General features: G+C 72.9%; 16 protein-coding genes and 1 tRNA gene. 10 read left to right on the plus strand and 7 right to left on the minus strand.

Annotated features, from left to right (window positions below):
• The first annotated feature begins 3 nt into the window (after positions 1-3).
• The 8 genes from BJP59_RS01220 (at position 4) to BJP59_RS01255 (ending at position 6,234) form a co-directional block, all read left to right on the plus strand.
• Positions 4-1,131, plus strand: coding sequence for a hypothetical protein (locus BJP59_RS01220; RefSeq protein ID WP_194521979.1), 1,128 nt, complete (start codon positions 4-6; stop codon positions 1,129-1,131).
• Entirely contained in the window at positions 1,128-2,147 is a 1,020-nt protein-coding gene (locus BJP59_RS01225; RefSeq protein ID WP_194521980.1) for a tail fiber domain-containing protein, read from the plus strand. The genes BJP59_RS01220 and BJP59_RS01225 overlap by 4 nt, the downstream gene beginning before the upstream one ends.
• 1 nt (position 2,148) lies before the next feature.
• Entirely contained in the window at positions 2,149-3,213 is a 1,065-nt protein-coding gene (locus BJP59_RS01230) for a hypothetical protein (protein WP_194521981.1), read from the plus strand.
• A complete protein-coding gene (locus tag BJP59_RS01235; protein ID WP_194521982.1) occupies positions 3,210-3,611 on the plus strand; it encodes a DUF2746 domain-containing protein in 402 nt (133 codons plus the stop codon). Before BJP59_RS01230 ends, BJP59_RS01235 begins: the two co-directional genes overlap by 4 nt.
• 66 nt (positions 3,612-3,677) lie before the next feature.
• Entirely contained in the window at positions 3,678-4,508 is an 831-nt protein-coding gene (locus tag BJP59_RS01240) for an N-acetylmuramoyl-L-alanine amidase (protein ID WP_194521983.1), read from the plus strand.
• Complete coding sequence (locus tag BJP59_RS01245; RefSeq protein ID WP_194521984.1) at positions 4,508-4,675, plus strand: hypothetical protein; 168 nt, start codon at positions 4,508-4,510, stop codon at positions 4,673-4,675. Before BJP59_RS01240 ends, BJP59_RS01245 begins: the two co-directional genes overlap by 1 nt.
• Positions 4,672-5,334 (plus strand): hypothetical protein, encoded by a 663-nt coding sequence (locus tag BJP59_RS01250; RefSeq protein ID WP_194521985.1) that lies wholly within the window; start codon positions 4,672-4,674, stop codon positions 5,332-5,334. Before BJP59_RS01245 ends, BJP59_RS01250 begins: the two co-directional genes overlap by 4 nt.
• Positions 5,335-5,610: 276 nt before the next feature.
• On the plus strand, positions 5,611-6,234 hold the full coding sequence (locus BJP59_RS01255) for a PAS and ANTAR domain-containing protein (protein ID WP_194521986.1): 624 nt from the start codon (positions 5,611-5,613) through the stop codon (positions 6,232-6,234).
• A 77-nt stretch (positions 6,235-6,311) separates the two neighbouring features.
• On the opposite strand, the gene BJP59_RS01260 is transcribed toward BJP59_RS01255, so the two are convergent.
• The 6 genes from BJP59_RS01260 to BJP59_RS01285 form a co-directional block, all read right to left on the minus strand.
• A complete protein-coding gene (locus tag BJP59_RS01260) occupies positions 6,312-6,713 on the minus strand; it encodes a hypothetical protein (RefSeq protein ID WP_194521987.1) in 402 nt (133 codons plus the stop codon).
• 336 nt (positions 6,714-7,049) lie between these two features.
• Positions 7,050-7,826 (minus strand): GAF domain-containing protein, encoded by a 777-nt coding sequence (locus BJP59_RS01265; protein ID WP_194521989.1) that lies wholly within the window; start codon positions 7,824-7,826, stop codon positions 7,050-7,052.
• A gap of 406 nt (positions 7,827-8,232) precedes the next feature.
• Positions 8,233-9,093 carry a DUF2637 domain-containing protein gene (locus BJP59_RS01270; RefSeq protein WP_194521990.1) on the minus strand — a complete coding sequence of 287 codons (861 nt, stop codon included), beginning with the start codon at positions 9,091-9,093 and terminating at the stop codon, positions 8,233-8,235.
• Positions 9,094-9,120: 27 nt separating this feature from the next.
• Positions 9,121-9,963 (minus strand): hypothetical protein, encoded by an 843-nt coding sequence (locus BJP59_RS01275; protein WP_194521991.1) that lies wholly within the window; start codon positions 9,961-9,963, stop codon positions 9,121-9,123.
• A 161-nt stretch (positions 9,964-10,124) separates the two neighbouring features.
• Positions 10,125-10,808: a hypothetical protein gene (locus BJP59_RS01280; protein ID WP_194521993.1), complete on the minus strand. Its 684-nt coding sequence runs from the start codon at positions 10,806-10,808 to the stop codon at positions 10,125-10,127.
• Between the two features lie 123 nt (positions 10,809-10,931).
• Positions 10,932-11,004: transfer RNA gene (locus tag BJP59_RS01285), tRNA-Lys, on the minus strand.
• 385 nt (positions 11,005-11,389) lie between these two features.
• On the opposite strand from BJP59_RS01285, the gene BJP59_RS01290 reads away from it, so the two are divergent.
• Positions 11,390-11,671 (plus strand): HesB/IscA family protein, encoded by a 282-nt coding sequence (locus BJP59_RS01290; protein WP_021479822.1) that lies wholly within the window; start codon positions 11,390-11,392, stop codon positions 11,669-11,671.
• 166 nt (positions 11,672-11,837) lie between these two features.
• Here the strand turns inward: BJP59_RS01290 and BJP59_RS01295 are convergent, their stop codons facing one another.
• A complete protein-coding gene (locus tag BJP59_RS01295) occupies positions 11,838-12,554 on the minus strand; it encodes a M50 family metallopeptidase (protein ID WP_061266574.1) in 717 nt (238 codons plus the stop codon).
• Between the two features lie 295 nt (positions 12,555-12,849).
• On the opposite strand from BJP59_RS01295, the gene BJP59_RS01300 reads away from it, so the two are divergent.
• A complete protein-coding gene (locus BJP59_RS01300) occupies positions 12,850-14,373 on the plus strand; it encodes a DEAD/DEAH box helicase (RefSeq protein ID WP_194521994.1) in 1,524 nt (507 codons plus the stop codon).
• Positions 14,374-14,483 lie beyond the last annotated feature (110 nt).

Below are 14,483 nucleotides of genomic sequence, written 5' to 3' on the forward strand. Positions count from 1 at the left end.
CCTGTGATCCGCATCGTGTGCGGTGAGCTCGTCACCGGCAAGATCCTCGCGACCGTCCCCACGACCGACAACGGCGGCGCATGGTCGACCGTCCTCAACGACGCCGGCACTATCGACGCGACCGTGCCCCTGCGCACCCGCGACGTCCGCGCCCGCCGCGAGCTGCTCGGCTACCTCGAGCCCACCCGCTGCTACCTCGCCGCGATCACCGACGACGGCGACGTGCTCGAGGCTGGTCCGATCTGGAAGCACGGCTTCAACGACAACACCGGCGAGCTCAAGGTCGGCGCCGCCGGCCTCATGTCCGTGTTCGACCACCGCCTCGTCGTCAAGGTTCTCGCCGCGGGCGAGCGAGCCCAGACCACGACCCTGTCCTGGTCCGGTCTGTCGCTCGCCACCATCGCGAAGCGGCTCATCCAGACGTCGATGAGCCACGCCGGCGGCTCCCTGCCGCTCGTGCTCCCCGACGACGAGCTCGGCAGCGCAGTACGCAACTACCCCGGCTACGAGCTCGGCGTCGTGGGCGAACGCGTGCGGCAGCTCGTCGAGGTGGCCGGCGGCCCGGACATCGCGCTGCAGCCCCGCCTCACCGGCGACGGCCTGCGGATCGAATGGGTCATGCGCGCCGGCACAACCGCCGACCCCCTCCTGCATCAGGCAGGCGATGACTGGGCCTGGGACCGCGGCGCCGCACGCGGGCCCCTCACCAAGCTCTCCGTCGACGTCGACGCGACCGGCGTCGCGCAACGCACCTGGGCCATCGGCTCCGGCATGGAGAGCGCCCTCATGCTCGGCACCGCCTACGACCCGGCCCCCCTCGCCGCCGGGTACCCCCTGCTCGAGGCCACCGGATCGTTCACGTCCGTCCTCGAGCAGTCCACCCTCGACGCCCACGCCGCGGCGCTCGCGGACACCGCACGCCGACCGTGGCAGACATGGGCGCTCACAGTCCGAGCCGACACCGCCCCGCGCCTGGGCACCTACCGGCCGGGGGACTGGGCTCGCGTACACGTCCCCGCCACGCACGAGTATCTGCGCGAGGGGCGCTACCGGTCTCGCGTCCTGTCGGTGTCCGGTGACCTGTCCGCCTCGGTGAGCGTGAAGCTCGCCCCGACGATGGAGAACCGATGAGCGACGACCAGGGGTGGAAGGGCCGCGCCCCGGAGAACCCGTCACCGCTCGGCCCGCTCCTGATCGAGCTGCGAGAGATCAAGCGGCGCCTCGCCGACCGCGAGACTGCCGCCCCGCTGCAGTCCGCGACCATCAGCTCCGGCGGGCTCACCGTCAAGGACGGTGGCGCCATCACCGCGGAGCACACCGACGAATCACCCGCGGCGTACTTCGGGCCGATCACCCTCGCCGACGGCAGCCCCTTCGGCACGGGACTGCTCATCCAGGCGCCCATCGGTCCCGACAACGACGACGCCGCCCAGGGCCCGGACGTGTTCATGGCCAAGGTCGACGCAGACGGCAGCCGCTCCGTCTACATCGGCCAGGTGGAACGCCCCGTCGACAACCTCTGGTCGCTGTCCAAGTACGCGACCTTCCAGGCGACCGACGGCAACGTCTACCTCGAGGCGATGAACGGGTGGGGCACCCTCAAGGGCAAGAGCGCGTGGGTCGAGGCCACCGACGGCACCGCGACCGTGAAGGGGTCGGCCGGGCTCACCCTCGACTCCGGCGGGCAGATCGTCCTGCGCTCCGCTACCGCCCGGGTGTTCATCGACCACGAGACGACGTCGAACGCTGGCAACTGCTACATCGGGACGACCGGGGTCGTCCAGCGCTCGACGTCGTCCCTGCGGTACAAGCAGGACGTCGAGGACCTGGCCGTCGACCTCGACGACGTGCTCAAGCTGCGCCCGCGCACGTGGCGCGACCGACTCGAGGTCGAGGCCGATCCCGACGTCCGGACCCGCTACGTCGGGTTCATCGCCGAGGAGCTCGACGACGCCGGGCTCGCGCAGTGGGTCCTCTACGACGAGCAGGGCCGCCCCGACGCGATCGCCTACGACCGCCTCACCGCCGCACTCGTGCCCGTCGTCCAGCACCAGCAACGCCGCCTCGACGACCAAGCCCGCCAGATCGCCGACCTCACCGCACAGCTCGACGAGCTGCGCGCCCTCGTCACCCCCCAGGAGGCATGACATGGCCCTGTTCCGTGGCCTGTTCGTCCGCAAGGACGCCACCCGCGGCACCACCCCTGTCGAGGCCCGCAAGGCGCTCGCGGGCCTGCTCGCGCCCGCCGGCGCGTTCGGCGCCCGCCCCGGCGTGCTGTCGGGCGGGCGCGTCACCGGCACCGCCGGGTGGGCCTACCAACTCGGGCCGTCGCACGTCGCCGTCGTGCGCGCGACCGCGGACGGCGTCGTGCTCACCGGCAACGACGGCAACCTGTCGGTCAGCACGAACCCCGCACCGGCGTCCGGTTCCCGGATCGACATCGTGTGGATCCGTCACCTCGACATCGACGCCGGCGACGCGACGTCGGACATCGAGGTCGGCGTCGCCAAGGGCGCTGCGTCCGGGTCTCCGAGCGAGCCGTCCATCCCGGCCGGCGCGCTCGAGCTCGCACGCGCAACCGTCGGCGCCGGCGCCACCAACACCAACCACGCGAACGTCACCATCACGCAGAGCGGTGCCCGGACCTCGGGCCGGGGCACGCCCGTGCCCGTGCGCGACAAGGCCGAGCGCAACGCCTACGCCACGGCGTTCACCGGTGCCGGCGGGATCGTCTCCGCGCTGTCGCCCCTGTGGGTGATCCGCGCGGACGCCGGCGAGGGACGTGAGTTCGAGTACACGGTCGACGGGACGAACTGGCGCACGGTGCCGGCCGAGCGCGTGGTCAAGATCGCGCCGTCGGAGATCTCGTCCGGCTGGGCGCCGACCGCGGGCTCGCAGTACACGCCGTTCCTCATGCGGTCGGGCAACTCGATCACCATGCACGGCGCGCTGTCGCGAAGCGGCGGCGCGGCAGGCAGCCTCCTGACGGTGCGCGAGGGCTTCCGCCCGGGGTCGCCGGGGTCCACGTTCGTCGGGACCACGGCCACGAGCTCGGGCTACGTCGGCGCGCTCCTCCTCACCGGCAACTCGGGGAACCTCTCCCTGCCCGGCGCCTACGGGTCCGGCACCCTCGCCAACACGGCGGTCGTCCCGCTCGTCGCGCACTGGACGGCGCTGGACCCGGCCGACGTCGACCAGGTGCCCGCGTCGTGACCCCGCCGCCACCGGGCACCCCGTGGTGGGCATGGCTGATCGCGCTCGTCGCGGTCGCACTTATCACCACCGGCGGCACCGTGCTCGCGAACCGGCCGATGCGCAAGAAGCTCGAGGCCGTCGCTGCCGACGCGCGCGAGGCGCGCGACCAGACCGCGAACACGCACGACACGAACCTGCGCGACGACCTCGACGCCTTCCGCAACGAGGTCCGCCGCGGCTTCGAGGACGTCTCGAGCGAGCAAGGCGAGGTCCGCCGCTCCGTCGGGATCGCACGCCGCGAGATCCGCGGCGTGCGCAAGGACGTGGGCTCCCTGCAGGAGGACGTCGTCGAGGTGCGCGACGAGACCCGCACTGTGCGCGAACGCCTCGACGAGCACCTCAGTTCCGGCACCTGAAACACCACCAACCCGGTCCCGGTCCGCCCCACGGCGCCCGGGGCTCCGTCATGCCAGGAGGCGCCCATGGGCGAGTTCTACGGGCTGGACCACCCGAACCGCCGGTCCCCGCAGATCGGCAACCCGCGCCGCGGCGGCACCTCACCGTCGGGCACGATCGTGATCCACACCGCCGAGTGCGCGGCCGACCTCGTCGGGCCGGACACCTCCGCGGAGGGCGTCGCGAACTACCTGACGAACCGGACGACGCCCGGGTCGTACCACCGCATCGTCGACTCCGACTCGGTCGTGAAGTACGCCCCGCTCGGGTACGAGACGTGGCACTGCCGCTTCACGAACCGGTGGTCGATCGGCATCTCGTTCGCCGTGCAGGCGCACATGTGGGCGCAGTACCCGCCCGCGTTCGTGACCGCGATCCTGCGCCAGGGCGCGCGCACGACGGCCGCCGCGATCCGCGACCTCAAGACGTACTGGGGCATCGACGTCCCGCTCGTGCGGATCACCCGGGAGCAGGCGCTCGCGCGCCGGCCCGGCTTCATCGGCCACGGCGAGACCGACCCGACCCGACGCTCCGACCCCGGACCCGCGTTCCCCTGGGCCCGGTTCCTCGACATGGTCCGCGCCGAGCTCACCGGCACCCCGACCGCGTCGCCCACAGCCCCGGCAGCACCCCCGCTGCCCCCGCCCGACAACATGGAGGAGATCCTCATGGGCTACCCGTTCATCATCCGCGGCACCGACCAGGACGCCTGGACCCTCGTCCTGTCGCCCACCAAGCAGGTCCCCATCTCGTCCACCGACGTCAAGGCGAACCGCGTCGAGATCATCGCCGCGTTCGGCGAGCCGCGCACGGTCGGCAAGGCGCTCGCGGCGAGCATCCGCGCGGAGATCGGCTGATGCGCACCCGGCGCGCCGTGCTCGCCGCGGCGCGCCGGCTCCCCGCCGTCCTCGCCCTCGGCGCCGTCACCCTCGCGCTCGGCGTCCTTGGCCTGCTGGCCGTCCTGCACCTGTTCCTCGTCGAGCCCCTGCGGGTGCTCGCCCACCTGATCGGAGCCACCCCGTGAACACCCTCACCGCCGCCCGCCCGCGCGTCCTGACGGCCGCGTTCTGGCAGGCCGCCGGCGCCCGCGCGCTGCGCACGGTGCTCGTCGCCGCGCTGCCGTTCCTCGCCCCGCTGATCGGCGGGGACTGGACCGCCGTCGGGCAGGCCGGGCTCGCGTTCGCGTTCGCCGCCGTCGCGTCCCTGGCGACGTCGCTCGCGTCCCTGCCCGAGCTCGGCGCCACCCGGTCCCGGTGGGCCGCGCTGCTCGACCGCTCGCTGCGCACCTTCGGCCAGACCCTGGCCGCGTCCATCGGGTCTGCACTCGTGTGGTCCGACGTCGACTGGCGCCTGGCCCTCGTCCAGGCCGCGACCGCCGCGATCACGACCGCGGTCCTCGCGGTCGTCGAGCAGCTCCCCGAGACCGTCCCCGGCATCGAGGCCGAGCCCGACGACGACGGCGTGTACACGATCACCTCGGTCGTCGACACGACCGCCCCCGCCGGGTACGAGGTCCCCGAGGTCAGCGCGGCCAAGGACGAGGTCGCCGAGGCCGTGCGCGACCTGCTCGAGTTCCACGACGTCGACATCGAGGCCGCCTACGGCACGAGCCGGGGCCCGATCAGCGCGGCCGACAAGATCGTCGAGCACCTCCTCGCGCTCGGCTGGCGACCGACCACCTGACCGGTACCGACCGCGACTGCGCCCCGTCCTCCTCCGGGAGGGCGGGGCGCGTCGTCGTCTGTCGGTGGCGGTGCTGGTAGGAGATGGAGGTGCACTGGCCGCGGCTTCATCACGGAACCAGTGCCCCCGCGGCGCCGTTGCCGCGCAACCAATCTACGAAGCGGTTCCGTGCTTGCGCCACCTCTTGCGCTTCGAAGGGGCGACGGTACGGTCGAAGGATCGAGTCTGGACCTGGCTCGCCGCCGCCTCCGAAGAAAACCGGAGCAGGACATGTCTGTGGAAAACACCTCTAGGAGTCATCACCGCACCCGCGACGCTGGGCAGAAGACCGGCCCATTCCGCCTCGACCTGGGTACCGGCACCTGGTGGTGGTCGTCTGAGACGTACCGGGTGCACGGGTTCGAGCCGGGCGAAGTGGTACCGACCACCGAGCTCGTCCTGGCGCACAAGCACCCCGACGACCGCGAGCACGTGCGTGCGGTCCTCGACCACGCCCAGGCCACGGGTGAGCCGTTCTCGAGCGTGCACCGCATCATGGATGCCCACGGCGTCGAGCGGTACGTCGCCCTGGTAGGGCAGGGCCGCCGGGACCGGGAGACGGGTGAGGTCGTGGAGCTGATGGGCTACTTCACCGACATCACCGCGACGATCGCCGCTCGTGCGAGCGAGCGCACACGCCGCGACATCTTGGCGGCGGCGGAGGGCCGTGGCCCGATCGAGCAGGCGAAGGGTGTTCTCATCGCCACGCACGGCGTGAGCGCCGACGAGGCGTTCGCCCGCCTCAAGCAGGCGTCCAACGACAAGAACGTCCGCCTGCGCGATCTCGCGTCCGTCGTCGTCGATGAAGCCATGCGCGCCGGCGGGGACTGTGCCGAGCGCGTCGACGCGATTCTGCGGTAGTCCTCGCGAACCGAGCGCTCCCGCTCCTCCCGCACGGGAGGAGCGGGAGCGCTTCGTCGTCTGTGCGGTGGGGTTGGCTAGACCTCGGTGCATGCCTCCCCGTAGGACGGGTGCCCGGCGACGACAAACGTCGAGCCGTCGGCCTCGAGGATGCTCACGTGCTCGGCGCCGAGCCCTTTGACGGCCTCGCAGACGACGATCGCGCTCTGCGCCTCGGCGCTGCCCGCGTCGCTGCGCGGGTCGGCGATCGTGGTCTCGACCTCGATGCGCCCGGGCTCGGTCTCGGTGGCCTTGGTGACTACGTCGCCGGCGACGGCTTGGACGTCGGCGGTCCGGTCGACGGGGGCGCTCGCCTCGGCCTCGGTCGAGGTCTCGGTCGCGGGAGCCGCGGTGGCTTCGTCGGGCGCGTCGCCCGAGCACGCGGACAGGGTGAGCGAGAGAGCCAGGATCGCGCCGGCGGCGGCGAGGGTTCGTCTCATGCCGGGGAGCCTACGGCGGCACCTGGTGCGCGTGGGCGTCCTGTCCGGAATTCACCCGTCCGTCCGTGCCTGTCCGCGGCGGACGCGAACGCGCCCCCGTCCTCCTCTGGGAGGGCGGGGGCGCTTCGTCCTGCTTAGGGCTTCGTCAGCGTCGGGGATCGCGCTTCTCCGTCTGCTGGGTGCGGCGAGAGCTTACGCTCGCCGTGAGCGGGTTGCTGCGCCGGGCTTCCCGGCGCGCCACCTCGAGATATTGAACGGGGTCGCGGCGCATCTGCTCGATGCGACGGTCCATGTCGCGAGACCAATTGCTCGTTGCCACGGTCACCACCTCCATTGCTAGTGTCCACCATCTTCCGGCCAACGCCCGCCGGAAGTGGCGAGCGCCACACCGGCGAGGACTCCCAAAACTCGCATGACGCCTCGGTCGCTCTCAGAGAACTCACCCGCGCGGGTCGCGTTGATCGTCAGGAGACCTTCGACGCGCCCCGCCACGATGATCGGCGTCGTGATGAAGCAGACGTAGGCGCGCTCACGCTCCGCGTCCATGCCGGGGGGTGGATTGACGCGGATGTCCGGGTAGAAGACGGTCTCGTCGGCTTCAGCTGCGCGCCACACCTCCTTGCCCTCCCCTCGGCGGGGGAAGAACTGCGAGACGGGCTCGTCGCCTCGCCCGTGTGTGAACATCGGGTGCGGCTCGAGGCAGTCCTGACCGTCGATGTTGACGCGGCGGAAGAGCGTCGCTCGCGACCGGCGTGCCTCCGTCAGGCTGAGAGCGGCAGTCAGGATCGCGGTGAGCGCACTGACCAACTCTTCCTTCTTCGCGTCCGCGGTCGTCTTGACGGCGAGGCGAAGCAAGCATCGGGCGAGCGGCTGAAGGCAGTCCTCGAGGAGTACCTTCCACTCGGTCGCGGCGTCGGCTGCCACGAGTGTGACGGTCCGCTTGGACGATGCATCCAGCATGAGAAGTAGCGCACCGGCAGTCCCGAGCACCGCGACGAGTGCCCAGCTCACACCCACGAGCAGGCCGGCCCCGGTGAGTAGCAGCGCAGACACAGCAGACAGCCACCACCACCGTGCGGCGGCCAACTGCAGTGCGAACCACGCTGTCTTCACGTGGGCGGACACTAGCCCAAGCGCTCTCGAGGTGAGTGCGACACTCGGGAAGTGGGACGGCAATCTCACCCGGTCTCGAACGTGCGTTCGAGCGATGCGACACTCAACGGGTGGACGTACAGCGGTGGCCCGGGTGGGTCGAGGTTCGGCGCGGGCGGTGGCTCAAGGTACCGCCGCGCCAGTGTCCGGCGTGCGCGTCCGCGTGGGAGACGGTCCGCGACCGTCCGGGTGAGCGGTTCGTCCGGTGCGGGTGCTCGGAGCCGTGGTGGCACACGCTGTGGACGTGTCCGGTGTGCGGAGCGATCGCCGCGGAGGGGTGCGCCGACGTCGGCCGGTGGCAGAACCACACAACGCCGATCGGCGCGGACCCCTCCCGGCGATGGACGGTCCCCGCGTGGACGGACGCCTAGACGGCGAGCAGGACGGCGTTCGTGTCCGGTGTCCGCGTGTCCGTCCGTCCGGCCCGGACCGCGGACACGCGGGCGCAGACGCTCGTCCGGCCGAGGCCGAGCTCGTCCGCGATCGCGCGCCCGGACATGTCCGTCGTCAGCGCGAGACGGTCGATCTCCTCGAGGCGCTCGGCCACGCGTCCGCGCGCCGCCGTCCGGAACGTGCGGACACCGTCCGGGTGTCCGCTATCCGTCCGGGCGTCCGTCGTCTCGGTGTCCACGGCGTGCAGCTCGGGCGTGCGCTCGACGACGAGCGTGACCGGTGCGACGTCGCCGACGACGGCGGGCGCGTCCGCCTGTCCGGCGCTCGCGGACGCCGCCTTGGTGTCCGCGTCCGTCACGGCCACGGTGTCCGCGTCCGTCACCGGGGCGGTGTCCGTCAGCGGGCCGAGCGCGACGCCGGCGACGACGTGGGCGGCGGCGAGCGTCATGAACGGGAACCCGGCAGCGAGGGTGGCGCCGACGACGCCCTGCCAACCCTTGGGGCCGGCGTCCCAGGCGTGCGCGGCGTTGATCGCGGACGACACGGTGGTCAGGGCCCAGACGAGCGTCCACGGCAGGAGCGCGCTCTGGCCGCGGTGGGTACGGACGAACGCGGCGATGACGTACCCGAGCATGGCGACCTCGAGCGCGACGGGCACGAGCCAGGCGAGGCGGACGGGGATCGCGGCCCACGGCGCGGCCGCGGAGAGGCCGTTGAAGCTCAGGGTGAATGAGGCCGCGGCGACGGCGACGAGCACGACGAGCAGACCGGCGAGCACGAGGCGGTTGTCGGGGTTGATCCGGGCGGACGGTGTCGGGCGAGGCGTGGTGGTCATGGTGGCGGGTCCTCTTGTGCGTGGTGGTCAGCGGGTAGTGCGACCGCGCCAGGCGATCGCCTTGACGGCGGCGACGGTCTCGGGGTCCGGGGGAGCGGCCGCGTGGGCGGCGTCGTCCTCGGCGAAGAGGTCGCGCGTGACGGTCGTCGGGCGGGCGTGGGTGCGAGCTGCGGGCGGGGGCGTCGGGCTGGTCTGCGCTAGCGCGGTGAGGCGGTAGCGGAGCAGGCCCGGACCGCGGGCGCCGGTGAAGTCCTGCGCGGCGAGCTCGCGGGCGACGTCGTCAGGGGCCCACCCGGCGGCGCGCAGTTCGCGAGCGTGCTTGCGTGCCGCCGCGGCCGCCAGGCCGCGGGCGAGGGGGTGTGACCGGATCTCCTCCACCACCCCGTCGAGCAGCGCGTCGCGCTCGCCGGTGACGTCGTCGACGACGGCGAGCGACCTGGTGGGGGGATGGGGCAGGGGATAGGACAGGGGATCCGGCACGCCTCGCGACACGAGTTCGTCGCGAGGCGACACGAGTTCGTCGCGATCCGACACGAGTCGCGGCGCACGCGGCTCGTGCGCCTGGTGCTCGACGACGTCGACGTCGTCGACCTGGTCCTCGTGCTCGACGGCGACGGGTGTGGTGAGCGCGTAGCGGGCCGTGGAGCCGCGCACGCCGGCCGAGGTGAGGGTGAGCCACCCCGCGTCGCGCAGACGCCGCACGGCGGCCGTGGTGGCGGTCCTACCGAGGCTGGTGCGCGCCTGTAGGCGCTCGGACGCGACCCACACCCGGAGCGGGCCGGTCGAGGCGTGGTCGGCGTAGGAGAGGGCGACGAGCTTGTCCGTCGCGGAGAGGGTCGACGTCCACACGGCGTCGCGCCACGCGTTCACGTGGCGGCGCGCGGACGTCGCTGGGTCGGGCGGCGTCGGCGCCGTGGGCAGGGTGCTGCTAGCGTGAGCGAGAGCCATCGCGGAGGGTCCGTTCCTCTAGTGGTGGTCAGGCCCCGCTCGGTGTTCGCGCACCGGCCGGGGCCGTTCTGTTGTGGGTGCTGCTAGTCGGTCACGAACGCGCGGAGCACTAGCTCGGCCGCCCGCACGTTCTCCTCAGGCACGTCCTCGTCGTAGAAGACGGTCCGGTTCTCGTCGGCAGGGGTGAGCGCGAGGGCGATCGCCTCGGCGAACGCCTCGCGCACGGGGGTCGTCTCGGGTCCCTCTTGCTCGAGCTCGACGACGACCAGGTCGGCGAGGTTCTCGTCGTTCAGGTCGAGCAGCGCGCCAAGCGCGTGCCCAAGCTCGTGCCGCACCGTCGTGCGCACGTGCTGCTCGAGCTGGCCACCGTCGACCTCGGCCGCGCCCTCGTCGGCGTAGGCCGCGACGTCCTGGACGATCCACACGTCGGGCACCTCGCCGGGGGCAACGTCCGCGTCGGCGAAGCCCCACCACCACCACTCGTCGCGGTCCGCGACGAACCGCCACTCGACGTCGCACACCGGCAGGCCCGCCTCACCGAGACGCTCGATCTCGGCCCACGCGATCGCGTTGACGACGCCGGCGACGTCCTTGGGCACGCACGACGTCCCGGGCGAGACGGGGGAGTAGGCAGCGAGGAGCGGGGCGACCGTCGGCACCTGGTCGGCGCTCGCGGCCGATCCGGCGAGTACCGCCGGCACCGCGAGCGCGGCGGCGGCCGCGACGACGCGACGACGATCGTGGCCCCCCAGGCCCATGGCGTCCATGGCACCCCGGGCGTGCCGGGGCGGCCCGGCAGGAGCAGGTGGGATCGCCCTGCGATGCAACGCATCTGCAACGCACGGTCGAACGGGTGTGCGACTCTCGAAGCGTTCTCGCAGTTCAGAGAGTGGGCCCCGTGGGGTTCGAACCCACAACCTACGGATTAAAAGTCCGCAGCTCTGCCGATTGAGCTAGAGGCCCTGGACGCCGGTGGCGTCCACGCACAGGCTACCCGCGCCCCGCCGTCGGCAGTCCCGACCGAGTTCGGCCGTCCCGACCCAGATCGGCAGGTGCGACTGCCGAACCCGGCAGTACGTGCCGACCCCGGCAGTATGTGCCGAACTCAGACCCCGACCCCCGCGGGCGCGCACCCTATGCGGCGCTCCGCGACGTGTCACCCGCGGTCTTGCTCCGTGAGAAATTTGGTGAGAACCGGGCGTTTCGCTTGCGACGGTCGCGGGTTCTTGTTTCGGTGGAGAAGACCGAGGAGCCCGCGGGAGGGTGCACCGACGGCAGGTCACGCCGGCCAGGCGTGGGCCGCACGGACGTGTCCCGCAGGTTCCGCCCGGCGACGAGAGGAGCTCTCGTGCTTACCCTGACCGACAACGCCCGTACCGCTGTCCACGACCTGCAGACCCAGGCCGGCGTCCCCGAGGGAGGCGGTCTGCGGATCGCCGAGTCGGCGGACCAGGCGGGCAGCTTCGAGCTCGCGCTCGTCCCCGCCCCGCAGCCCGACGACACGGTCGTGGAGAACGGCGAGGCGAAGGTGTTCGTGGAGTCCGCCACGGCCCCGACCCTCGCGAACCTCACGCTCGACACGGACCCGAACGCGCAGGGACCGGCGTTCGTCCTGACGCCGCAGGGCTGACGGGACGTTCCCGGCGCTCGCGCCGGACCATCTCGACGACGCGTCCTCCTCCTCCAGGCGCGTCCTCGGTCCCACGACGGGCCGCTCGCTCCGTCGGGCGGCCCGTCGTCGTGTCTCGACCGGCCTGCGAGGCCCGCTCGACCGGGGTGCGACCGGTACGCGAGGGTCAGGCGGCGGGCCCGACGATCCACGACCCGCCGAGCACGGCGGCGCCGACCGTCACGACGAGGAACACCCCGACCCAGAACAGGCCGGGCAGGCGGGTGAGGCGCGCGAGGATGTCGGCGTCGGAGGTGCTCGCCCGGCCGCGCGACCGCTCGGACTGCAGCTCCAGCACCGGCCGCACGGCGCCCAGCAGCAGGAACCACGTCACGGCGTAGGCGACGGCGCTCTGCACGGGCGGCGTCGCCCACCAGGACACCCCGACGAGCGCGGCGCCGGTGACGAGCACGGACCAGAGCCCGAACCAGTTGCGGATCTGCAGCAGCATGAGGGCGAGCAGCACGACGAGCAGCCACAGCAGCCCGACGGCGTACCCCTGGCGGAGCAGCGCGGCGGCGCCCAGGCCGATGAGGCCGGGGCCGACGTACCCCATGAACGCGGTGAGGACCATGCCGAACCCGCGCGGGCGCCCGGACGAGACGGTGAGCCCCGACGTGTCGGAGTGCAGGCGGATGCCCGCGAGCCGACGGCCGGTCAGCAGGGCCGCGATCGCGTGCGACGCCTCGTGCGCGATGGTCACGACGTGCCGGGCCACGCGCCACACGGGCGTGACGAGCACGACGACGAGCGCGAGGACGCCCATCGCGACGACCACGGCGGCCGCCGGGGGAGGGACGGGCGTGGTTGCGGCCTCCCACACCTGCCCGACGACGTCCCCCACGGACGCGGCGACGTCACCGCCCGTGGTGGAGGCGTCGTCGGGCGCTCCCGCGACCCCGCCGCGGGGGAGGGCGGGCAGGACGGTGAGGGCGTTCGCCAGGGCGTGCACGCGCGACATTCCACCACAGGGCCCTGTGCCCGAAAGTGCCGAGACGCACCTCACCCGGCCGCCCGTCGTCGGGCATGAGACACTGGACGTTCGAGGGCAGCGCGATCCCGCGCGCCCGGCGTCGTGGAGATCCCCCCGGATTGCGTGCGGCGGACCCCGACCTTGAGCCCCGAGAGGCCCATCACCTGTGACTTCCTTTGCCGACTTCGGCCTGCCCACCCCTGTCGTGCGCGAGCTCTCGCGCCAGGGCATCGACTCCCCGTTCCCCATCCAGACCGCCACGCTGCCCGACTCGCTGAAGGGCCGTGACGTCCTCGGCCGCGGCCGCACCGGCTCCGGCAAGACGCTCGCGTTCTCGCTGCCCACCGTCGCCCGCCTGTCGTGGGCGAAGTCGTCGCGCCACCCGCGCCGGCCCCGCGCGCTCGTGCTGTGCCCGACGCGCGAGCTCGCCAACCAGATCAACGCCACGATGGAGCCGGTCGCGAAGGCGCTCGGGCTCGTGACGACGACGATCTTCGGCGGCGTCGCGCAGTCGCGCCAGGTCGCCGCGCTCGACAAGGGCGCGGACATCGTCATCGCGTGCCCGGGCCGCCTGGAGGACCTCCTCAACCAGCGCCTGCTCACGCTCGACGGCATCGAGATCACCGTGCTCGACGAGGCCGACCACATGGCCGACCTCGGGTTCCTGCCGGGCGTGAAGCGCATCATGGACAAGACGCCGAAGCAGGGGCAGCGCATGCTGTTCTCCGCGACGCTGGACAACGGCGTCGACCAGCTGGTCAAGCGCTACCTCAGCAACCCGGTGCGCCACTCGGTGGACGACGCCGCGGCCGCGCCCCCGCAGATGACGCACCACATCCTCGCGGTGCGCGACGCGGACGCGAAGAAGCAGATCGTGCACGAGCTCGCCTCGGGCACGGGCCGTCGCGTGCTGTTCATGCGCACCAAGCACCAGGCGAAGAAGCTCGCGAAGCAGCTCACCGCGGCGGGCGTGCCCGCCGTCGACCTGCACGGCAACCTCGGCCAGGGCGCGCGCGAGCGCAACCTCGAGGCGTTCTCGTCGGGCGCGGTCAAGGTGCTCGTCGCCACGGACATCGCCGCGCGCGGCATCCACGTCGACGACGTGGAGCTCGTCGTGCACGTCGACCCGCCGGCGGAGCACAAGGCGTACCTGCACCGCTCGGGCCGCACCGCCCGCGCCGGGTCGGAGGGCGTCGTCGTCACCGTCATGCTCCCGGAGCAGCGCGGCGACGTGCGCGACCTCACGCGCAAGGCGAAGATCACCGCGCAGCCGCAGCCGGTCGCGCCCGGCGACGCGACGATCAAGGGGCTCGTCGGCGAGGTCGCGGAGTATGTGCGCCCGTCCGACATCACGCCGCCGCAGACGCAGGCGAAGCGCGGCACGGGCTCGTCCAACGGCGGGTCGCGCGCGTCGCGCCGTGGCCGTGGCGGCCAGGGCGGCGCACGCCCGGCCGCGCAGCCCGCGGGCCAGGGCACGACGGCGCAGCGCGGCCAGGGCGGTCAGCGCCCGGCGCAGCGCCCGACGGGTGCGGGTCGCCCCGAGGGCGGCGCCCGGGACGGCCGCGGCACCTCGGGCACCGGGAACGGCGCAGCAGGCCAGGGCGGCGGGCGCCGTCGCGGTGGCCGTGGCCGCGCGCAGCGCCCCGCCGGGGGGTCGAGCACCGTCTACTCGACCTCCAGCCCGCGCTGACGCCCCGACGCTGAGGCAGGAGAGAGTCGCGGTCGAACCGGTTCGGCCGCGACTTTTTCCTGCACGCAGCGGGTGGGGCGGGGCGGGAACACGGGAGCGGTCGGCGTGGT

This window comes from Cellulosimicrobium sp. JZ28 (assembly GCF_015327065.1).
GTDB lineage: Bacteria > Actinomycetota > Actinomycetes > Actinomycetales > Cellulomonadaceae > Cellulosimicrobium > Cellulosimicrobium funkei.

Excerpts from the sequence above, each read along its gene's own strand:
- BJP59_RS01260 (WP_194521987.1), bottom strand. The coding sequence starts at position 6,713 with ATGAGACGAACCCTCGCCGCCGCCGGCGCGATCCTGGCTCTCTCGCTC.
- BJP59_RS01240 (WP_194521983.1), top strand. The coding sequence starts at position 3,678 with ATGGGCGAGTTCTACGGGCTGGACCACCCGAACCGCCGGTCCCCGCAG.
- BJP59_RS01230 (WP_194521981.1), top strand. The coding sequence starts at position 2,149 with ATGGCCCTGTTCCGTGGCCTGTTCGTCCGCAAGGACGCCACCCGCGGC.
- BJP59_RS01270 (WP_194521990.1), bottom strand. The coding sequence starts at position 9,093 with ATGACCACCACGCCTCGCCCGACACCGTCCGCCCGGATCAACCCCGAC.
- BJP59_RS01280 (WP_194521993.1), bottom strand. The coding sequence starts at position 10,808 with ATGGACGCCATGGGCCTGGGGGGCCACGATCGTCGTCGCGTCGTCGCG.
- BJP59_RS01225 (WP_194521980.1), top strand. The coding sequence starts at position 1,128 with ATGAGCGACGACCAGGGGTGGAAGGGCCGCGCCCCGGAGAACCCGTCA.
- BJP59_RS01245 (WP_194521984.1), top strand. The coding sequence starts at position 4,508 with ATGCGCACCCGGCGCGCCGTGCTCGCCGCGGCGCGCCGGCTCCCCGCC.